Source organism: Neopararhizobium haloflavum (genome assembly GCF_002750855.1).
Taxonomy (GTDB): domain Bacteria; phylum Pseudomonadota; class Alphaproteobacteria; order Rhizobiales; family Rhizobiaceae; genus Georhizobium; species Georhizobium haloflavum.
The window spans coordinates 374,168-394,989 of the sequence record NZ_NWUC01000003.1 but is presented as its reverse complement, the minus strand read 5'-3'; the positions used below and the strand labels follow the sequence as shown (position 1 = coordinate 394,989).

Here is a 20,822-nt window from a genome sequence, read left to right as displayed (position 1 = left end):
TAGGCATATTTCGCGCATGCTCATCAGTTCACCAATCGCGCGCTGAATTCAAGGGATCAACAGCGTCGTCCCCGTTGTTTTCCTCGCTTCCAGGTCACGGTGGGCCTGCGCAGCATCCGCAAGGCGATAGCGCTGGTTGATGGCGATGGTCACTTCGCCGGCGCGCACTTTGTCAAACAGAGCCGCTGCCGAAGCCTCCAGTTCCTCGCGCGCGGCGACGTAGGCAAAAAGCGTTGGCCGCGTCGCGTAGAGCGAGCCCTTCTTCGACAATAGGTTGATGTCGAGCGGTACGGCCGGTCCGGAGGATTGCCCGAAGCTCACCCACATGCCGCGCGGGCGGATGCAATCGAGCGATGCGGGAAAGGTGTCCTTGCCGACCGAGTCGTAAACGACGTCGACGCCGCGCCCACCGGTGATCGCCCTCACCTCGTCGACGAAGTCGCTTTCCCGGTAGTTGATGATGTGATCATAGCCGGCCTTTATCGCCAGACCCGCCTTCTCCTTCGAGCCGACCGTGCCGATGATCGTCGCGCCGATCGACTTGGCCCACTGCCCGGCGATCAGCCCGACGCCGCCGGCGGCGGCATGGAAGAGAACGGTATCGCCCTTCTTCACCGGGAAGGTCCGGTTCAGAAGATATTCCACCGTCATGCCCTTCAGCATCATCGCCGCGGCGGTTTCCAGCGACACTTCGTCGGGCACCTTCACGAGCCTGTCGGCCGGGATCAGTCTCTCCTCGGCATAGGCGCCGACATTGATTGCGTAAGCGACGCGATCGCCGGGTCTGAGGTGTTTCACGCCCTCACCAACCGACACGATTTCCCCGGCACCCTCGCCGCCCGGCGTCAACGGCAACCCGTTCGGTGCGGGATAGAAGCCGGTTCGGAAATAGATGTCGATGAAGTTAAGGCCAATGGCAGCCTGCCGTACCTTTGCTTCGCCGGGACCCGGTTCGGCGCATTGTACGTCTTCAAGTTTCAGAACTTCCGGTCCGCCGTGCTCGCGAACAACGATTGCCTTGGCCATACAACCCGCCTTCCTTCTATTCTATGATTTCAAGCTCTTCTTGCGCCAAGCTTTGGAAACAGTTGAAGCACGCCGCCGATCACCGCGAGGTACAGGCCGGTGACGCTGATCAGAACCGCAAGCCATGCGGGGCTATCGAAGTTCATCAGCAGCGAGATTCCGGAGAAGATGCACCAGGCGAAAAAGACCGTCAGGTTCAGTGTCCGCAGCCTCACGACGCGCACCGGGTGCAGGAAATATATCGGCAGGAAGGTGAAGAACACGGCGAGGAATACGACGATCATCGCCGTCCACTCGGATGCGTTGATGGCAAAGAGCGTGAAAACCAGCATGTTCCAACACACCGGAAAGCCGGAGAAGAAGTTCTCCGCCGTCTTCATCCCCATGTTCGCGTAGTAGATCGCACTCGATATGACGATGAGCGCGGCGCAGACGAATGACATGATTTCTCCGATCATGCCGCTCTGATAGAGCGCAAACGCCGGGATCAGGACGTAGGTCACATAGTCGATCACATTGTCCAGTTGCTCGCCGGACCAGGTCGGCAGGACTTCCTTGACCTTGAGCTTCCGAGCGATCGGGCCATCTATGCCATCGACGAGAAGCGCAAAACCGAGCCACCAGAACATGGCCACGAAGCGCTCTTCGGCCGCCGCGACGACAGCGAGAAAGGCAAGGTAGGCACCCGATGCCGTCAGGATGTGCACCGAGAACGCCCGAATTTCCGCATAGGGAAGCCGGCGATAGCTGTAGAGTTTGGTGCCAAGCGGTCTTAGAATGTTCATGAAAGTGACGGTATCGAAGGGAAAAGATGCAGGCAATGCGCCCGCGGCGGGACCACGATTGCCCGACCTTTCGCTGCTTTCCTAGAACAACCGACGAAAAAGACACATGGCTTCACAGATTTGTTGGTACACCGGCTCTTCATCGCCCGCTCACGATGATGCACCACACAAGCTTTGGCAGTTCCGTCATTGCGGGAGCGCGCATCGATGACATCGCGGACATTCGATATCGCCGTCATCGGTGGCGGTTTGGCCGGTCTCACGGCGGCGCTCGCGCTTTCCCGTTCGGGGCATGCCGTTGCCCTTCTCGCGCCACCGGCGGGCAAGGCAGATGGCCGCACGACGGCGCTGATGCTGCCGGCGATCGAACTGCTGACCCGTCTTGGCGTCTGGCAGGCCGTCGCCGAGCAATCGGCCCCTTTGCGCACGATGCGGCTGATCGACGGCAGCGATCGTCTCATCCGTTCGCCAACGGTGTCTTTCCACGCCAGCGAGATCGGCGAGGCTGCGTTCGGCTACAACATTCCCAACGCCGCACTGACGCGGGCCCTTCATTCGGCCGTCGCTGCCAATGGTGCGATCACGCTGTTCGAGCAGAGCGCCGACACCATCGATGTGCAGGCGAGCCCCACCAGGCTCGACCTTGCAGATGGCCAGAGCATCACCGCTTCGATGATCGTCGCGGCAGACGGCCGGCGCTCCCTTGCACGCGAAGCCGTCGGCATCAAGGCACGCACCTGGTCCTATCCGCAGTCGGCGATCGTCCTGACCTTTGCGCACAGCGTCCCACACGAGGCGACGTCGAACGAGTTTCATCTGGAGAGCGGGCCGTTCACCCAGGTTCCCCTTCCCGGCGACCGCTCAAGCCTCGTCTGGGTGCTCGCGCCGGACGCCGCCAATCGCATGGAGATGCTGGATCGCCCGGCACTCAACCGCGCGATCGAGGCGCAGATGCACTCCATGCTCGGCGCCATAGAAGTTGACAGCCCTTTGCAGCAGTTCCCGCTCTCCGGCATGGCGGCAAGCGCGTTCGGACGTGGGCCGGTCGTCCTGGTCGGCGAAGCGGGTCATGTCTTCCCGCCGATCGGGGCCCAGGGCCTCAATCTTGGAATGCGCGACGTGATCGCCCTCCTGGACATTCGTCTCGACCTTGGTTCGCCCGATGGGGTGCGTCGGACCGTCGAGAGCTACGACCGGGCGCGACGAAGCGATATCCGCACCCGCACGACGGCCGTCGACATCCTCAACCGGTCGCTGCTGACGCATTTCCTTCCCGTACACCTTGCCCGTGCCACGGGTCTGTCGCTGCTGTCATCGTCCAACCCCTTGCGCGGCTTTGCCATTCGGGAGGGCATGCGACCAGGCAGCGGCCTGCGCGATCTGGCGCGCAGCGTTCGGGGCAAAAGCGGCGAGCGACACCGCTCAAGCCGATAGACTGGTCAGCCCGGAAAGAGATCGGCGGGGATGTGGCCGCTTGTGATGCCGTAGAGCAGCGCGGCGACGGTCAGGACCGACAGGAACGTGGTGACGAGGATCGTCGCCGAGGCGCGTTCGATCCACACGCCGTATTGCTGGGCGAGCACGAAGACGTTCGTCGCCGTCGGCAGCGCGGCGAGCAGGACTGCGGTGAAGGCCCAGGACGCAGAGAAATCGCCCACCCAGCTCAGCGCCAGGTACATGGCCAACGGGTGAACCAGCAGCTTGATCGGGACGATATAGCTCAACTCCACCGGCACGCGTTTCAAGGGCCGAAGGGCGAGCGTCACGCCCATGGCAAAAAGCGCGCAGGGCGCGGCGGCCTGCGCCAGGTAATCGACAAGACGTGTGGCCGGTTGCGGCAGTTCGATGGTTGCCCACGCCGCCAGAACGCCCATCGCCGTGGCGATGATGAAGGGATGAAAGACGATCTTGCGGACGATGTCGACGACCACGCCGCCCACGCGCTGGCCGCTGCCGCCGGAAATCGCCATCAGCGTCGGCGCCAGCGTGAAATGCATGATGTTCTCGAAGCAGAAGATCAGGGCAACGGGAACGGCGGCCCGCTCTCCGAACGCGAGGATGGCCAGGCCGGGGCCCATATAGCCGATATTGCCATAGGCTCCGGCAAGTCCTTGGATCGTTGCTTCGGCAATGGCTGCGCGCCGCACGGCAATGCCGACCGCGAAGATCAGGGCGAAGATCGAGAACGTGACGCCGATATTGGTTGCCACGAAGTCCCAGCGGGTCAATTCCTCCATCGGCGTTTGTGCCAGCAGCTTGAAGAACAGCGCGGGCAGCGCGAGGTAGATGATGAAGGTGTTGAGCCAGCCAAGCGCTTCTTCGGGCTGCCTGGTGATCCTGGCCGTGACATAGCCAAGCAGAATCAATCCGAAAAATGGCAGGACGAGACCGGAAACTTCAGCCATGCGCGGATCGAGCTTTCAGGGCGGGCCGTGAGGATGCAACCCGTATGCCCTATGAGGCCGCTCGCGCAACGTCAAGACGCACGGCCCTTGCCGAGACCCACCAGCCGGCCCATCTTGGCAAGGAAAGGGAATACGCCATGAAGCACAGAGCCGCGAAATTCAGCATCGGCCAGATCGTGCGCCACCGGATCTATCCGTTCCGGGGTGTCATCTTCGACGTCGATCCGGAGTTCGACAACACCGAGGAATGGTGGAACGCCATCCCCGAAGCGGTGCGTCCCAGCAAGGACCAGCCGTTCTACCACCTCTTCGCCGAGAACGCGGAAACCGAGTACGTCGCCTACGTCTCCGAACAGAACCTCGTGCCGGACGACAGCGATCAGCCGATCCGCCATCCGCAGGTCAAGCAGGTCTTCAGCGGTCCGGAAGATGGCCTTTACCGCCCGCGCGCGCCGATGGGCCACTGACCGGGTCTGAAACGCGATCGGGCCCGGCATTGCTGCCGGGCCCGATCGACATCATCCATCAGGAATAAACTATTCCGCCTTGGCGCGTTCCTGCGCATCTTCCAGACGCTGGCGGGCCTCGGAGGCCTTGCGCTGCATCTCCTCCTGCAGCACGCGCTGGCGCTCTTCGAGCTCGGACTGGGCCATCGCTTCGCCGTCGAAGGCTTCGGTGAAACCGGACAGCGAGATGCTGATCGGGTTCGGCGCACGCTGATAGTTGACGGAGGTGAAGACGACCTCGCCGCCACGCTTGAAGGAACTGACCATCTGGTCGTTCAGCGGAACCTCGGCCACGCACTTGTCGGGCATGCAGACGGCGAAGTCGAGCTTCGTTGCCTGGCCGCCATCGACCTGCATGTTGATGCCGGGCTGAATCATCCGTGCGGAGGGCACCGAGACCTGCAGCACGCGCTGATTGGTCGACCCTTCCACCGAAATCAGGCCGACCGCGGTCAACAGCTGGCCGTTCGAGGCAGCCACGATGTTCTGGACCACGCAGACGTCGTTGTCGGCTTGCTGGGTGCAGGCCTTGAACCAGCCTTCCGGCGCGCCCGACGGCTGGCCGCCGGCTTGCTGGGCGAAGGCCGCTCCGCCCATGGCGCTCGCGCCCACCAGCGCCGCCAGGAACAGGCCACGGCTGGCGCGGGTGGTCCGGTGATGTGCGTTACGGTCAGTCATTGGCTTGTTCGTCTCCTGATCAAACTTCATATGGCCCTGAGGCGATGAATGCCGCCGTGCACGGACCCTCGTGCGTTGGGCGTCTCCTGTCGGCGAATTGCGGCATTAGGATGACCCAACGCCCTCACCGATCCCCGCCCGGTCGCATGGCCCTCGCATACGCGCAAATGCGCCGGATATCCACCACCAACACGGCATTTTGACAGCAACTGCCCGGCTGATGCCATTGTCTGCGCGCAGGAGCGACGCTCATGATACGGTTTGCGCGAATCGATCCCTGCATTTTCTGATAGACGAGACCGGATGCAAGTCGCCCAGTTCCGAATGCCGCTATGCCTTGCCATCGCCCTTGCTGCCGTGGACCCGACGCTTGCCGCCGCTTCAGAGCCCGTACATGCCATCGCCATGCATGGGAAGCCGGCTCTCGGGCCGGATTTTGACCATTTTCCCTATGTCAATCCGGATGCGCCGAAGGGTGGCAGCATCGCCTATGGCGTCGTCGGCACGTTCGACAGTCTGAACCCGTTCATCCTGCAGTCCATGCGAACGACGGCACGCGGCGTGATCGATCAGGAATACGGCAACCTCGTCTTTGAATCGCTGATGCATCGTTCACGCGACGAGCCGTTCACGCTTTATGGCCTGCTCGCCGAAACGGTCGAATGGGACGATCAGCGCAGCTACATCCAGTTCAACATCAACCCCAATGCGCGGTTCTCGGACGGAGAGCCGGTGACGGCGGATGACGTCGTCTTCACCTTCGAGCTCCTGGCTGAAAAGGGTCGCCCGCCCTACAGCAACCGCCTCGACCTGGTCGAGACGATGGAGAAGGTCGATGCCGACAGCGTGCGCTTCACCTTCACCGAGGATGCCAATCGCGAGTTGCCGCTCCTGATCGCCAGCGTCCCCATTCTTCCCGAACACGCCACGGATGCGGAAACCTTCGATCGGTCGAGCCTGAAGCCGCCGATCGGCTCGGGTCCCTATGTCGTCGGCGAGATTCGGCCCGGCGAGCGTATCACCTACGAGCGCGATCCCGATTATTGGGCAAAAGACCTGCCCGTCAAACGCGGGCACGACAATTTCGACGAGATCACGGTCGAATATTTCCTTTCGGCCAGTTCCCAGTTCGAAGCGTTCAAGAAGGGGCTGTTCGACGTCTTTCCGGAGGGCAGCCCGACGGCATGGGCCCGGTCCTATGATTTTCCCGCCGTCCATCAGGGCGACGTCATCAAGGACGAGTTCCGGCCAGAGCTACCATCCGGCATGCTCGGCTTCGTCTTCAACACGCGCCGGGACGTTTTCGAAGACCGCCAGGTGCGCCGCGCGCTGACCATGCTGTTCGATTTTGAATGGGCCAACAGGACCCTTTTCAACGAGGCATACACCCGCACGCAGAGCTATTGGCAGGGCTCGGTGCTCTCCAGCCTCGACCGCCCGGCCGGGGAGAAGGAACACGCACTTCTCGCGCCCTATCCCGATGCCGTCTTGCCCGACATCATGGATGGCACCTACAGGTTGCCCCACACCAGCGGTGCGGGACGCGACCGCAAAATCCAGCGTGAAGCGTTCGATATCCTGCGCGAAGCGGGTTACCGGATCGAGGGCGGGCGCATGGTCGACGAAAACGGCCGGCAGCTCACGTTCGAAATCATGACGCAGAACGAGGGCCAGGAAAAGCTTGCCCTCGCCTATCAGCGCACGCTGGCATCCCTCGGCATCGTCATGCGCATCCGCACCGTGGACGATGCTCAGTATCAGCAGCGCAGTCTGGCCTATGACTACGACGTGATCATGAAGTCCTATCCCTCCTCGCTGTCGCCGGGCGCGGAGCAGATCTGGCGCTGGCATTCACGCGCCCGTGATCCGCAGGGCACGTTCAATTTCGCCGGCGCTGCAGACCCGGCGATCGACGCGATGATCGACGCGATGCTAAATGCGCGCAGCGAAGACGATTTCCAGGCAGCCGTCAGGGCCTTCGATCGCGTGCTGCTGTCGGGCTATTACCTGATCCCGCTCTACCATGTCGAAGAGCAGTGGGTGGCGCGCTGGAAGCACATTCAAAGACCGGAGGAAACGCCTATATACGGTTACACATTGTCGACCTGGTGGGACGCGCGGGCCGAATAGCGCCAATGTCCCGCCCAAAAGGGAGCGCCCCATGAAGACAATCCGGATCGACGTCGTCTCCGACGTCATGTGCCCCTGGTGCTATATCGGCAAGAGACGGCTGGAAAAGGCGATCGAGATGCTCGGCGAGGACGTCGCCGTCGAGGTCAATTGGCGGCCATTTCAGCTCGATGCGACCTTGCCCAAGGAAGGCAAGGACCGTCGGCGCTATCTGGAGGACAAATTCGGCGGCAGCGAACGAGCGGCCGAGGCCTATGCCAATGTGCGCCGCGCCGGGGACCTGGAAGCCATTCCATTCGATTTCGACGCCATCACCGTTTCCGCCAATACGCTCGACGCTCATCGCATGATCCGATGGGCCGGAGAAGTCGGCCGTGTCGCGCAGGATCGGCTCGTAGAGATTCTCTTCCGCAGGTATTTCACTGAAGGAGCGCAAATCGGCGACGACGATGTGCTCGCCGATGCCGCTGAGGAAGCCGGCCTCGACCGAACCGTCATCGAGACCAAACTGAGGGGCGACCTTGACCGCCAATCCGTCGAAGCGGAAATCGCCAGTGCGCAGCGCATGGGCGTTCAGGGCGTGCCCTGTTTCATTCTGGACGGCAAATATGCTGTGAGCGGCGCGCAGCCGGCCGATGTCCTTGCGGACGCGATCCATCAGGTCGCGGGACAAAAGGCGGCCTGAAGCACCTCGGCTTCAGGTCCGCCGTAACCTTCAGCCGTTGACCGCCTTCTTCGTCTGATCGTCACGCCCGCCCTTCATGCGTTCAGCAACGAGGAATGCAAGCTCCAGAGCCTGGTCGGCATTGAGGCGCGGGTCGCAATGCGTGTGGTAGCGATCCGAAAGGTCCTCGGCCGAAACGGCGCGCGCGCCGCCCGTGCACTCCGTCACGTTCTTGCCCGTCATCTCGATGTGGATGCCGCCCGGATGGGTGCCTTCGGCGCGGTGGATCTGGAAGAAGCTTTCCACTTCGGACAGCACCCGCTCGAAGGGGCGCGTCTTGTAGTTGTTGAGCGTGATGGTGTTGCCATGCATCGGATCGCAGGACCAGACCACCTTGCGCCCTTCCTTCTCCACGGCGCGGATCAGCTTGGGCAGGTGATCGGCGACCTTGTCGTGACCGAAGCGCGCGATCAGCGTCAGCCGGCCGGGCTCGTTGGCCGGGTTCAGGAGATCGATCAACCCAAGCAGATCGTCCGGCTGGAGGCTCGGGCCGCACTTCAGGCCGATCGGGTTCTTGATGCCGCGGCAATATTCGAGGTGGGCGTGATCGGCCTGGCGGGTGCGATCGCCGATCCAGATCATGTGGCCGGACGTGGCGTACCAGTCGCCGGATGTGGAATCGACCCGCGTCATCGCCTCCTCGTAACCCAGAAGCAGCGCCTCGTGGCTGGTGAAGAAATCGGTCTCGCGCAGCGACGGGTGGCTTTCCGATTCGATGCCGATCGCTTTCATGAAATCCATCGTCTCGGAGATGCGATCGGCCAGTTTGCGATAGCGCTCGGCCTGCGGACTGTCCTTGACGAAACCGAGCATCCACTGGTGGACATTATCGAGATTGGCATAGCCGCCCTGCGCGAAAGCGCGCAGCAGGTTCAGTGTCGCAGCCGATTGCCGGTAAGCCATGATCTGGCGCTCCGGGTTCGGGATGCGCGAGGCTTCATCGAATTCGATGCCGTTGATGATGTCGCCGCGATAGGACGGCAGCGTGACACCGTCCTTCGTCTCGTTGTCGGACGAGCGCGGCTTTGCGAACTGGCCGGCGATGCGCCCGACCTTCACCACCGGCTGCTGTGCGCCGAATGTGAGCACCACGGCCATCTGCAGGAACACCCGGAAGAAATCGCGGATGTTGTCGGCGCCGTGTTCGGCAAAGCTCTCGGCGCAATCACCGCCTTGAAGCAGGAAAGCCTCGCCCTCTGCGACCCGGGCAAGAGAGGCCTTCAGCTTGCGCGCCTCACCCGCAAAAACCAGTGGCGGAAAGGAAGCCAGCCGCGCCTCCGCCGTCCGCAGCGCGTCTGCGTCGGGATAGGCGGGCACCTGAAGGATAGGCTTGTCTCTCCAGCTGCCGGGATTCCATGTCTGCGCCATAACGTTCACCTGTCTGTCGTGCCGGGGGCTTTCCCACTCTGCAATCCGATTGAAGCGGGGCTTATAGAGCCTTTCAGGCTTCTACGGAAGCGCTGTGTTCGTCGCGCGGCTCAGCGGTCGACGAAGCGCACGCCGCGCGCTTCGAGCAAGGTGTCGATCAGAATGCGCTCCTCGTCTGCCAGCCTTACCGCGCGAGGATAGATCGGCCAGTCCCGATCGCGCAGGATCGGTGTTTGGAAATTCGCCGTGCCATCGATGAATGCGCGCAGTCCCTCCTCTCCGTGCTCGCGGTAAAAGCCCTGCAGGACCGCGTCGAGATAAGAGTGGAGGATCGGATAGACCGACTGTTGGTCCTCCGGCGGATCGGCTTCGTAGATATAGACGGGACATCCCGCCGGGACCGTGTCGTCGACAAGTGTGAGCCGGTCGAGCGGCACGAGGCATCGCTGATAATCGCTCTCCCGCAAATCGACGGCCGGCAGATTCTCGATATGGTCGAAGACGAGAAGACCATCGATCGTCGCCGCCGCATCACGGCGCGCCGTCAGGAGCGATGCGTGGATTGCCGTCTCGGGATCGAGCGTGAGATCGGGTCGCGGTTGCCATTCGCGGCGCCAGCCCGATACACGCGCGGCGCTGGCCCCTACAATCTTGGTGCGCAGCGTGTCGCGATTGACGAGCGATCCATATCCGAAATACGCGATGAGATCGCCGCCCGTCGCCAGCCGCTCGCGTTCGCGGCGCCAGTCATCCTTAAGCGCTTTATCGACCAGGGCGCTCATGGATCAACCCGTTCGCCGTCTCTTACGCGATAGCTTGGCCGATACATCGTCACGAGCTCTTCCGACGCGGTCGGATGAACCGCCATGGTCCTGTCGAAATCGTCCTTCGTCGCTCCCGCCTTGAGCGCGATCGCGACGATCTGCGCCATCTCACCCGCTTCAGGGCCGAGAATGTGAACGCCGAGCACCTTTCGGTCCTTCGCATCGACCACGATCTTCATGATCATGCGCTCCTGGCGGCCGGAAAGCGTATGTTTCATCGGCCGGAACTGAGCCCGGTAGATCTCAAGTTCCTTGTGCGAGCGGGCGGCCTCGTCCTCGCTCAGGCCGACAGTGCCGATCTCCGGCTGCGAGAACACCGCTGTCGCGATCAGATCATGGTCGGGTTTCGTGGGATTGTTCTTGAAAGCAGTCTCGACGAAGCACATCGCTTCATGAATCGCGACCGGCGTCAGTTGGACCCGATCGGTGACGTCGCCGACGGCAAAGATGTTGTCGACGTTTGTGCGCGAATAGTCGTCGACGACGATCGCCCCCTTGTGATTGGTCTCCACCCCGGCGGCTTCCAGCCCCAACCCCTTGGTGTTGGGATCGCGGCCAAGCGCCAGCATGACCTGATCCGCCTTCAGCACCTTGCCGGATGAGGTGTGCGCCGAGAGGCGGCCGTCATCGGAGCGTTCGATGCTTGAGAAGACGTCCTGGCAAAGCACCTTGATCCCCTTGGCTTCCATGGCTTCGTGCAAACCACTGCGCATGTCGTGGTCGAACCGGCCGAGAATCTCCTTGCCCCGGTAGATAATGGTCGTCTCGACACCGAGCCCGTGGAAAATATTGGCGAACTCGACCGCGATATAGCCGCCACCGGCTATGAGGATCGATTTTGGCAAAGTCTCGAGGTGGAACGCCTCGTTGGACGTGATGCACAGTTCGTGGCCTGGCAGCGCGGCGTGGGGATTGGCAAATCCGCCAACCGCGATAAGGATTCTTTCCGCGGTGACGCGCTCGCCCGTCTGCTTGATCTCCACCGTATGGGCATCGACGAGTTCGGCCCGGCTGTCGATGATCGTCGCACCGGCATTGTCGAGGCCTTTTCTATAGAGGCCCTCGAGCCGCGCGATCTCGCGGTCCTTGTTGGCGATCAGCGTCGGCCAGTCGAAACGCGGCGCGTCGACTGTCCAGCCGTAACCTCCTGCATCCTCGAAGCTCTCGCTGAAATGCGACGCGTAGACGAACAGTTTCTTCGGGACGCAGCCTCGGATGACGCAAGTGCCGCCGTAGCGGTATTCCTCTGCGATCGCGACCTTCTTGCCGAGCGAGGCTGCAACACGTCCGGCGCGCACGCCGCCCGATCCGCCGCCGATGACGAAGAGATCGTAGTCAAAATTTGCCATGAACTGCTGATCCGACTGGGAGATGAACTGCCGCCCTCTTAAACCATTTCGGCCTAAGGAGGAAACCTGCCGTACCATGCCCTCAGCCATTGGAGCCGTTTGACGACGGCACTTTATGTTGATATCAACTCTTTTGCTGGGAACACACAGAGGAGACGATCGATGGCTTACGTGGATGGGTTCGTGGTCGCAGTGCCGGCTGCCAACAAGGAGCGCTACCGCAGCCATGCGGAAGAGGCTGCGCCCTTGTTCGAGGAATTTGGCGTTACCCGAATGGTCGAGACTTGGGGCGACGATGTGCCGGAGGGCAAGCTGACCGATTTCCGCCGCGCCGTGAAAGCTGAGGACGATGAGGTCGTCGTCTTTTCCTGGTTCGAATATCCATCCCGCGAGGCGCGGACGAAGGCGGTCGAAAGGATGATGAACGACCCGCGCATGAAGGGCATGGGCGAGACGATGCCATTTGACGGCAAACGCATGATCTATGGGGGCTTCACCACCATCCTCGACGAAGATGATGGCAAAGACATGGGTTATGTCGACGGTTCCCTGCTGGCCGTACCGACGAAGAACAAGGATGCCTACGAGGCGATGGCGCGAAAGACCGCGGCGATCTTCAAGTCGCATGGTGCCACGCGCGTCGTCGATTGCTGGGCCGACGACGTGCCGGACGGCAAGATCACCGACTTCAAGGGCGCGGTGAAGGCTGAACCCGACGAGGCCGTCGTCTTCTCGTGGGTGCAGTGGCCATCCAAGGCCGCGCGTGACGAGGGATGGAAGAAGGTCATGGCCGATCCCGGCATGCAGCCCGGCGCCCTCTCGATGCCGTTCGATGGCCGGCGCATGATCTATGGCGGGTTTCAGCCGCTGGTCGATCGCTGAAACCTGAGCCGGACAGCAAAAGGGGCCGGTCGATGACCCGCCCCTTTTCCATCTCGAACCGACTGATCGGATACTACTGCGCAGGCGTCGCGGGTTCTTCGACCGCCGGGGCCTCACCTTCGGCCGTGCCGGTCTGCGGATCGATGCCCGCATCGGCGCTCGACGGTGCTTCCGCGCCAAGGCGCGCTTCCAGCGCGGAATCGGCTTCGACAGCCAGATCGCGCGCGATGCCGTTTGCCCAGATTTCCGCGGCGCGCAGCAATTCGCGCGTGACGACGGATCCGTTCTCGAGCAGCTTCTGGCCAGCCGGAGAGTTGTAGAAATCCGTGATGGCCGTCAGTTCTTCCTCGGTGAAGTTGCGTGCGTAGATCGCACCCGCCTCGCGCTCCAGGTCCGAACGGCGGCCTGCAAGCGTGATTGCCACTTCGTCGACGGTTGCGGAGATCGCCTCCTCGAAATTCGGCGTCGCCTGGATCAGCGTGCTCTTCAACTGGTCGGCCGCGCGCGGCAGGATCATGTCGAACTGATCGGTCGCGCCGAGAGCACGGATCGCTTCGCGGGCAGCCTGGCGGTGGGAGTCGCTCAATTCCTCCTGTGCCAGCGCCGACGAGGCGACCAGCACTGCCGACGACATGAGGATGGCGCCGAACGCGCGATTCAGACTTCTTGCGAAAGTCATTCTGACCTAGCTCCTATTCGTTGCCTTGACGCCTCAGTTCCTCGATCCCACCGTTGCCGGCAATGATCGCGACCTGGGCCATAGTGATGAATAATCCGTGTTCGACCACGCCCGGAATGGCGTGAAGGGCCGCCGAAAGCGCTTCTGCATCCGGAATGCGGCCAAAAGATGCGTCGAGAATGTGGTGACCGCCATCGGTTTCGAATGCCTCGCCGTCGGTCGCGCGCAACGCGATGTCGCCGCCCAGACCGAGGCGCGCCGCCGCCTTCTCCACGGCGATGCGCGTTGCCGTCAGACCGAACGGATTGACTTCGATCGGCAGCGGGAAGGCCCCCAGAACATCCACCAGCTTGGTCCGGTCTGCGATGACCACCATTCGCGTCGACGCGGCCGCGACGATCTTCTCGCGCAGAAGCGCCCCGCCGCCGCCCTTGATCAGCCGCAATTCGTGATCGATCTCGTCGGCGCCATCCACGGTCAGATCGAGCTCGGGCAGTTCGTCGAGGGAAAAGAGCGGAACGCCGAGCTCGACGCACAGCCGCGCCGTGCGCTCCGATGTCGGAACGCCCTTCACGGCAAGCCCGTCGGCAACCTTTTCGGCGAGAAGCCTGACGAATTCTTCGGCGGTCGATCCCGTGCCGATACCAAGATGCATACCATGCTCGACATGCTCAAGGGCGGCACGCGCCGCCTCGATCTTCATCTGCCTGGCATCCATCGTCACACAAACTCCCCGCTCCGCGGCATTGGCCGCCGACGCTCGATAGGGCGCGGCGACGGGCTGTGCTGTTACCATGCCTGTTCCCACATTCAAAGGCTGGTCGAGCCGCTGCGTGAAGACCGCTGTGGCCATCAGCATGGCATGGGCAAGCGCGATGGACCGGACGGGCGGCGTTATCTATAAGACGGCCCTTGTCTGTGGAAGAAGGATGCCCATGACCCTCCGCCACCCTCACCCGCTCGTCATATTCGATCTCGACGGAACGCTGGTCGATACGGGACACGATCTGCTCGACAGCCTCAATCACACCATCGGGACCATCGGCATGGCGCCTATCGCGCTTTCCGATCTCGACCATCTCGTCGGCCAGGGTGCGCGGGCGATGATCGGCCGCGCCTTTGCCCTGCGCGCCGCCCCGCTGTCGCAAGCCGAGAACGACCGGCTCCTGGCGGTCTTCCTCGACCACTATGAAGCGGGCATGCCCGGCAAGTCCAAGCCCTTCCCCGGCCTCATCGATGCGATGGCCCTTTTCGACGCGGCCGGTTTCACGATGGCGGTCTGCACCAACAAGACCGAGGCGCTGTCACGCCAGCTCCTCGATGCGCTCCGCCTTACACCGCGGTTTCGCGCCATTGTCGGCGGCGACAGCCTCGCCTATCGCAAGCCCGACGGCCGCCACATCCTCGGCACCGTGGAAAAGGCCGGCGGCGTTGCCGAGCGATCCGTGATGATCGGTGATTCGATCAACGATATCGAGGCGGCGCGCGATGCGGGCGTGCGTTCCATCGGCGTGCCGTTCGGCTACACCGATGTCCCAATCCACGACTTGAAGCCCGATCACGTCATCGACCACTTCGACCAGTTGACGCCCGAGCTCGTGCTGCAGCTCCTCGACCGGCAGGTGGCCTGCTGATCGGTTGAATGATGGAAGGGCACGCCATGCGCCCTTCCAGCCCCCCATTCAGCTTTCGGCGTGCCTTGCCGCGTCGGTCGCTGCTTCGGCGCGCTTGAGATACATGTCTCGCTCGTAGACGTCGCCGAAATAGTCGATCCCGCCGTCGGCGTTCGGCCAAGCCGTGAAATAGCCGACATAGACCGGGATGTCCGCCTCGACCTTGACGGCCTTGTTGCGGCCCTGCGCGATTTCCGTGCCGACATTCTCCTTGGTCGAGCCGAGGATAGCGGCGGCCATCGCCCGGGGATCTTCCAGCCGGACGCAACCATGGCTGTACGCGCGACTGTCACGGCCGAAGAGATCCTTGGCCGGTGTGTCGTGCATGTAGATCGCGTGCGAGTTGGGAAACAGGATCTTCAACTCCCCAAGCGCGTTCGAGGCGCCAGGAGGTTGGCGCACATTGTACGGCACGTTCGCGCCGACGCCGTACCAGTTGACCGAACTCGATGCGACCTGCGTGCCCGAACGGGTCGTGACCTCGTAGCCCAGCCGATCGAGATAGGATGGATCGCGCCTGAGTTTCGGAAGCATCTCGTTGACGATGATCGAGCGTGGAACGCCCCAATAGGGATTGTATTCGACCGTCTCGATCTGGTCCTGAAAGAAATATGTCTGATTCGCCTTGGTGCCGACCACGACGCGCATGTTCAGCGCTTCCTCGTTATCCTCGACATAGGAGACGCGATAGGAAGCGGCGTTGATCAGGACGTGACGGTCGCCAAGGTCGCGGTTGAGCCAGCGCAACCGCTCCATGGAAAAGGCCAGCTTCTCCAGCTTCTCGGCGTTGGTCATCTGCGACATCGCAAGCACGGTGTTGCGACCGACGATGCCGTCGCTCATCAAGCCGTTCTCTTCCTGAAACGCCTCGACCAGTTCGACAAGCGCTCCCTCATAACGCTGGCTGCCCTTGTAGTCGGCAAAGGTCAGCGCATGGTCGGTCTTCAGCTTGTCCGAACCGCGCGCACGAATCGCCGCGACGACATTCGGCAGTTCTTCGCTCTCGCCGCCCGGGCGCATGAACGTGCCCTCGGCGACGATGATGAGGTCGTCACGCTCGTCCTCGGCCGCCAGCCGGGTCCATTCGGCGCTCAACGCCTGGAATGTCTCGTGGCGCGGGCTGCGCGCCTCCAGATAATGCGCGACATCGCCGACCCGCGCGATGACCCGCATTGCGGCTGCAAGATCGACGCTCTTGCGCTTGAAGTCGTGATAGCCGGAAATCTTGTTCGGATCGATGCGCCCGCGCGTGGCGTCGAGCACGTAGGTCAGCGCCTTGACCGAGAGGTCCATCTCGAAGCGCATGCGATCGCGCATCCGGGCGTCCTGCCCGCCCGTGCGCTTCAGCGGCGCGACACGATAATCGCTGGCGTCAAGACCGACGCTGTCGGCCGCTTCCAGCACGCTGAGCGCTGCGCGGGCGCGGTCGTTCGGCCCGCGTTCGTCGATCCAGATGAACGCAGCGGCCTTTGCATAATGGGCCTCTACAGCGCTCGCGACCTCGTCCAGCGCATCGACGCGCAGGTCCGAAACATAAGGCAATGCGCGCACGAACGGGGCGACAGCGCTGCGCGTGGCAGCTGAACTGTCCACCGCTCCGGTCGTCAACGGCGCGGCCAGCGCAGCGAAATCCACCGTCGTCAGGCCCTCGGCCTTGTAGGTATAGTATTTGGGTCCGGCGACCACGGGCTGCGGCTCGGCACGAACCGCCTCGCGCTGCGGGCTGACGTGCTGCTCGTAACCCGGCGCAGGTTCGCTTCGGATCAGCGGGCTCTGGCGTTCGCGCACGATGCGTGGACCGCCGCGGAACAGATCCATCAGCGTCTGGGCTTCTGCCGGTGCGGGCGGCACGACGAAGGTGCCGGCAGCCAGAAGGGTTGCCAGGGCGGCGACGGATCCTCGCTTGATCGAATTCATGTCAATTCCGTTGGGCTCGAACACGGATGGGTCGGCAACGGGCCGACCGACGAACTGGCCTGACCCTGGGGTCAGGAACCATCAATACGATCGAAATGGTCGATCCTGATCGGTGCGGATGCGCGGAGCGGGCCTGCAGAAAGGCTGGAGGCCTTTCAAATGCCCGCGACAACGCAGTCCGTGCAGATCGGTTCGATCCGAAGGACGTTCGATCTGGCGTCGACCTGCAACGTCGAAGCCCTCGACCGGGGCAAAGGCCCCGCCCTTCGCGCTTCTCATTGCATCTCTCGCCATGTCGAACGCCATTTCGATCGCATTTATGGTTCCTGACCCTAAACCCGTCATGGCAAACAAATCGTAACCAAGCTGAAGTTTCAGGCAAAGGCCGCAGGCAACGGAGCGGGCCGTGGATCGCGGATTTTGAAGCAGCCGTGGCAGTTTTGCACTGCCCGACCCCTCCTCGACGCGAATTGCAAAGGTTCGGCAACCGCATTAAACGATCGCCATTCCCGAGGAACCGCAGCGAGGACCGCGCGCATGGCAGACGATCTCTTTCCGCTTGGCGAAGACAAGACCCCTTACCGCAAGGTCAGCGACGCACATGTCGGCGTCGAACGCTTCCGCGGCCAGGAGGTCCTGACCGTCGAACCGGAAGCGCTGCGCCTTCTTTCCGAACGAGCCTTTGCGGATATCAATCACTTGCTGCGTCCGGGCCACCTGCAACAGCTGGCCAACATCCTCGAGGATCCGGAGGCGACCGAGAACGACCGGTTCGTTGCCCACGATCTCATGAAGAACGCCAATATCGCCGCAGGCGGTGTGCTGCCGATGTGCCAGGACACAGGCACCGCCATCATCATGGCCAAGAAGGGCCGCCGGGTCTGGACGGAAGGCGGCGATTACGAGGCTCTGGCGCGCGGCGTTCTCGACGCCTACGAGAAGAAGAACCTGCGCTATTCGCAACTTGCTCCCCTCGCCATGTTCGAGGAGAAGAACACGCGCAACAACCTGCCCGCACAGATCGATATCTATGAGGAAGGGGAAGACTGCTACGATTTCCTTTTTGTGGCCAAGGGCGGCGGTTCGGCCAACAAGACGTTTCTCTATCAGGGCACGCCGTCGCTGCTGACGCACGACCGCCTGATCGAATTCCTCAAGGAAAAGATCCTGACGCTCGGCACCGCGGCCTGCCCGCCCTATCACCTTGCCATCGTGATCGGTGGCACCTCGGCGGAGATGAACCTCAAGACCGTCAAACTCGCCTCCACGCGCTATCTCGACGAATTGCCGACGACCGGTTCGCAGAGCGGCCATGCGTTCCGCGACCTCGAGATGGAGGCGGAGGTGCACAAGCTGACGCAGCAGATGGGTGTCGGCGCCCAGTTCGGCGGCAAGTATTTTTGCCATGACGTGCGCGTCATCAGACTGCCGCGCCATGGCGCCTCGCTTCCGATCGGGCTTGGCGTTTCCTGCTCGGCCGACCGTCAGGCGAAGGGACGCATTAGTCGGGACGGCATCTTCATCGAGGCGCTGGAAACCAATCCGGCACGCTTCATGCCGGAGATCGGCGAAGATGCGCTTTCCGGCGATGTCGTGAAGATCGACCTCAATCAACCGATGTCGGAAATTCTCACAGAACTGTCGCGCCATCCGGTCAAGACGCGGCTGTCGCTGAGCGGTCCGATCATTGTGGCGCGCGACATCGCGCACGCCAAGATCCGCGAGCGGCTTGAGGCCGGCGAGCCGATGCCCGACTATTTCAAGAATCACCCGATCTACTATGCCGGCCCCGCAAAGACGCCGGAGGGTTTTGCTTCGGGCTCATTCGGACCGACCACCGCCGGACGTATGGATTCATATGTCGACCAGTTCCAATCGTTCGGGGGCTCGATGGTCATGCTCGCCAAGGGCAACCGCTCCAAGGCGGTGCGCGATGCCTGCGGTCGCCACGGCGGCTTCTATCTCGGCTCGATCGGCGGTCCCGCCGCACGGCTCGCACAGGACTGCATCAAGCATGTCGAGGTGGTGGAATATCCCGAGCTCGGCATGGAAGCGGTCTGGAAGATCGAGGTCGAGGACTTCCCCGCCTTCATCGTCATCGACGACAAGGGCAACGACTTCTTCAAGGAACTCAACCTGGGATAGCCAAGGCAACCGCACCGCGACCTGGCCGTACATGAGGAAGTGCAAAAGTTAAACGAAATGAGAACCTTTTGCTCCTAGATTTTGCGAATTGATCACTTTCGACATGATCGGAACGTAAATGAGTGGCACGGGGCACAAGTCAGCATCGATCGATGTGGCGGCGCGCATATCGGTCACGTTGCGGCGCCTCGGCCTGCCTGGTCTGCCACGAAATTACGAGCTGGTCTACGAAGCCTATTCCGGATCGAATGCCGATCTTCAGCAGGCATTCCAGGCACTTGGCGACACCGTCACCCAGGCGCAGATGGACGCGCTGGGTCGCCGGTTTCTCGTTCATCACCATGGCGAGGGAATCGTCGCGGATGCACAGGCAAGAATCCAGTCCAACATCGAAGAATGCCTCGCGCTCCTGCGCAACGGACAGAGCAGGCTGGAGGATTACGGCCGTGTGCTCGACAAGGCGAGCGGTGACATCGCCCGCACCGACGCGTTGAAAGTCGACATCATCCGCAATTTCATCGAGGTGCTGACGACGGCCACGGATACATCGCTGTCCGATTCGCGCGGCACCATCAAAGCCATGGTCGCGCGCTCGGGCGAGATCGAGCGCGTGCGCACCGAGCTCGACGATTATCGTCGCATGGCCCATACTGACGTTCTGACGCAACTGTCGAACAGACGCGCCTTCGACGACATGCTGGCACATGTCTACGACGACCCGAAGAACGCCCTCTATTTCGCACTGGTCATCGCCGATATCGACCATTTCAAGCGGATCAACGACAGTTTCGGCCATCCGGTCGGCGACAGGGTCATCAAGCTGATCGGAATGCTGTTCCGTGCCGCGTTGCGCAAGGACGTCTTCATCGCCCGAACCGGCGGCGAGGAATTCGCGTTCATTCTCGCCGGAACGACGGCGGAGGAAACGCTGCGCATCGCAGACCGGATCCGCACATCTGTCGAAGCCACACCGTTCGTCAACCAGCGCACCGGCGCAAACTACGGTCCGATCACCCTTTCCCTCGGCGTTTGCATGGCGTCGGACGCCGACAACGCGGAAGACCTCTACCGCAAGGCCGACGCCGCGCTCTACGGCTCCAAGAACCGCGGGCGAAACCGTGTCACGATGCATGGCGCGGGCGTCGAAGGCGCGCTTTCGGATGCGCGCGCGATGTATCGCAAGGAATCGGCCTGACCCGTCGTCAGCCGCGGCGCCCGGCCGGATCGCGCGACAGCCCCTTGGCCTGCATGTCGGCGAGGTATTCCTCCCAGCGCTCTTCGCGTTCGCGTCCGATCTCACGCAGGAAAAACCACGAGAAGATGCCGGTGTTGTGCATGTCGTCGAAGGTGATGCGCACGGCGTAGTTGCCAACCGGCTCAACCTTCATGATCTCGACATTGCGCTTGCCGTAGACCGTCACCCGCTGTCCGGGGCCATGGCCCTGCACCTCTGCGGACGGCGAGCAAACGCGCAGCAACTCGGCCTCCAGACGATAGCGCTCGTCATCGGAGAACGTCACGGTCAGGCTCTTCTTGTCCGCGGCCACGCGCAGTTCGCTCGGAACAGGGCCGGGCCGCTCATTCGCGCTCGTCATGTCGCCGTCCTTTCATCGCTGTGCGTTCATAGAGCATGCCGGTCTCGCGTTGAACTGCTCCAAAGCGGAATTTGCCTGAAAAGCCGCACTCTTGACGTTGGCGGCAATCATCGCAACATAGGTGGCAAGGGAGTAG

Annotated in this window: 19 protein-coding genes; 8 read left to right on the top strand and 11 right to left on the bottom strand. The window is 62.4% G+C overall.

From position 1 onward, the window contains the following. Positions 1–48: 48 nt before the first annotated feature. Positions 49–1,026, bottom strand: coding sequence for a quinone oxidoreductase family protein (locus CN673_RS09540; RefSeq protein ID WP_099866003.1), 978 nt, complete (start codon positions 1,024–1,026; stop codon positions 49–51). Positions 1,027–1,055: 29 nt separating this feature from the next. After that, the gene (gene pcsA, locus CN673_RS09535) at positions 1,056–1,811 is read right to left on the bottom strand and encodes a phosphatidylcholine synthase (protein ID WP_099866002.1); all 756 of its coding nucleotides are present in this window, start codon (positions 1,809–1,811) and stop codon (positions 1,056–1,058) included. A 207-nt stretch (positions 1,812–2,018) separates the two neighbouring features. Between pcsA and CN673_RS09530 the strand changes: the two genes are divergently transcribed. Further along, positions 2,019–3,245, top strand: a complete 1,227-nt coding sequence (locus CN673_RS09530; protein WP_099866001.1) for a UbiH/UbiF family hydroxylase — start codon at positions 2,019–2,021, stop codon at positions 3,243–3,245. A 5-nt stretch (positions 3,246–3,250) separates the two neighbouring features. Here CN673_RS09530 and CN673_RS09525 read toward each other — a convergent pair whose 3' ends face one another. Beyond that, positions 3,251–4,216: an AEC family transporter gene (locus CN673_RS09525; protein WP_099866000.1), complete on the bottom strand. Its 966-nt coding sequence runs from the start codon at positions 4,214–4,216 to the stop codon at positions 3,251–3,253. Between the two features lie 137 nt (positions 4,217–4,353). Here CN673_RS09525 and hspQ point away from each other — a divergent pair, with 137 nt between their 5' ends. Beyond that, positions 4,354–4,683, top strand: coding sequence for a heat shock protein HspQ (hspQ, locus tag CN673_RS09520; protein WP_099866139.1), 330 nt, complete (start codon positions 4,354–4,356; stop codon positions 4,681–4,683). A 69-nt stretch (positions 4,684–4,752) separates the two neighbouring features. Here the strand turns inward: hspQ and CN673_RS09515 are convergent, their stop codons facing one another. After that, positions 4,753–5,400: an invasion associated locus B family protein gene (locus tag CN673_RS09515; RefSeq protein WP_099866138.1), complete on the bottom strand. Its 648-nt coding sequence runs from the start codon at positions 5,398–5,400 to the stop codon at positions 4,753–4,755. A 303-nt stretch (positions 5,401–5,703) separates the two neighbouring features. Here CN673_RS09515 and CN673_RS09510 point away from each other — a divergent pair, with 303 nt between their 5' ends. Then, on the top strand, positions 5,704–7,530 hold the full coding sequence (locus CN673_RS09510; protein ID WP_370853019.1) for an extracellular solute-binding protein: 1,827 nt from the start codon (positions 5,704–5,706) through the stop codon (positions 7,528–7,530). Positions 7,531–7,561: 31 nt separating this feature from the next. Further along, complete coding sequence (locus CN673_RS09505; RefSeq protein ID WP_099865999.1) at positions 7,562–8,215, top strand: DsbA family oxidoreductase; 654 nt, start codon at positions 7,562–7,564, stop codon at positions 8,213–8,215. Between the two features lie 30 nt (positions 8,216–8,245). Here CN673_RS09505 and CN673_RS09500 read toward each other — a convergent pair whose 3' ends face one another. From CN673_RS09500 to gor, 3 genes are all read right to left on the bottom strand, one after another. After that, complete coding sequence (locus CN673_RS09500; protein ID WP_099866136.1) at positions 8,246–9,622, bottom strand: class II 3-deoxy-7-phosphoheptulonate synthase; 1,377 nt, start codon at positions 9,620–9,622, stop codon at positions 8,246–8,248. Between the two features lie 110 nt (positions 9,623–9,732). Further along, positions 9,733–10,404 carry a gamma-glutamylcyclotransferase gene (locus CN673_RS09495; protein ID WP_099865998.1) on the bottom strand — a complete coding sequence of 224 codons (672 nt, stop codon included), beginning with the start codon at positions 10,402–10,404 and terminating at the stop codon, positions 9,733–9,735. Continuing rightward, entirely contained in the window at positions 10,401–11,795 is a 1,395-nt protein-coding gene (gor, locus tag CN673_RS09490) for a glutathione-disulfide reductase (protein ID WP_099865997.1), read from the bottom strand. Before gor ends, CN673_RS09495 begins: the two co-directional genes overlap by 4 nt. Before the next feature lie 162 nt (positions 11,796–11,957). On the opposite strand from gor, the gene CN673_RS09485 reads away from it, so the two are divergent. Further along, positions 11,958–12,677, top strand: a complete 720-nt coding sequence (locus tag CN673_RS09485) for a DUF1428 domain-containing protein (protein ID WP_099865996.1) — start codon at positions 11,958–11,960, stop codon at positions 12,675–12,677. Between the two features lie 73 nt (positions 12,678–12,750). Here the strand turns inward: CN673_RS09485 and CN673_RS09480 are convergent, their stop codons facing one another. Together CN673_RS09480 and rpiA are read right to left on the bottom strand one after the other, a co-directional pair. Further along, positions 12,751–13,356 (bottom strand): DUF2059 domain-containing protein, encoded by a 606-nt coding sequence (locus tag CN673_RS09480; protein ID WP_099865995.1) that lies wholly within the window; start codon positions 13,354–13,356, stop codon positions 12,751–12,753. 13 nt (positions 13,357–13,369) lie between these two features. Beyond that, positions 13,370–14,074: a ribose-5-phosphate isomerase RpiA gene (gene rpiA / locus CN673_RS09475; RefSeq protein WP_099866135.1), complete on the bottom strand. Its 705-nt coding sequence runs from the start codon at positions 14,072–14,074 to the stop codon at positions 13,370–13,372. A gap of 217 nt (positions 14,075–14,291) precedes the next feature. Between rpiA and CN673_RS09470 the strand changes: the two genes are divergently transcribed. After that, a complete protein-coding gene (locus CN673_RS09470) occupies positions 14,292–14,990 on the top strand; it encodes an HAD family hydrolase (protein WP_099866134.1) in 699 nt (232 codons plus the stop codon). Positions 14,991–15,038: 48 nt separating this feature from the next. Here CN673_RS09470 and CN673_RS09465 read toward each other — a convergent pair whose 3' ends face one another. Continuing rightward, on the bottom strand, positions 15,039–16,946 hold the full coding sequence (locus tag CN673_RS09465; protein ID WP_099865994.1) for a L,D-transpeptidase family protein: 1,908 nt from the start codon (positions 16,944–16,946) through the stop codon (positions 15,039–15,041). A 537-nt stretch (positions 16,947–17,483) separates the two neighbouring features. Between CN673_RS09465 and CN673_RS09460 the strand changes: the two genes are divergently transcribed. Next, positions 17,484–19,091 carry a fumarate hydratase gene (locus CN673_RS09460; protein WP_099865993.1) on the top strand — a complete coding sequence of 536 codons (1,608 nt, stop codon included), beginning with the start codon at positions 17,484–17,486 and terminating at the stop codon, positions 19,089–19,091. A 118-nt stretch (positions 19,092–19,209) separates the two neighbouring features. Continuing rightward, entirely contained in the window at positions 19,210–20,286 is a 1,077-nt protein-coding gene (locus CN673_RS09455; RefSeq protein ID WP_099865992.1) for a GGDEF domain-containing protein, read from the top strand. A gap of 7 nt (positions 20,287–20,293) precedes the next feature. On the opposite strand, the gene CN673_RS09450 is transcribed toward CN673_RS09455, so the two are convergent. Further along, positions 20,294–20,686: a gamma-butyrobetaine hydroxylase family protein gene (locus CN673_RS09450; RefSeq protein ID WP_099865991.1), complete on the bottom strand. Its 393-nt coding sequence runs from the start codon at positions 20,684–20,686 to the stop codon at positions 20,294–20,296. Between the last annotated feature and the right edge of the window lie 136 nt (positions 20,687–20,822).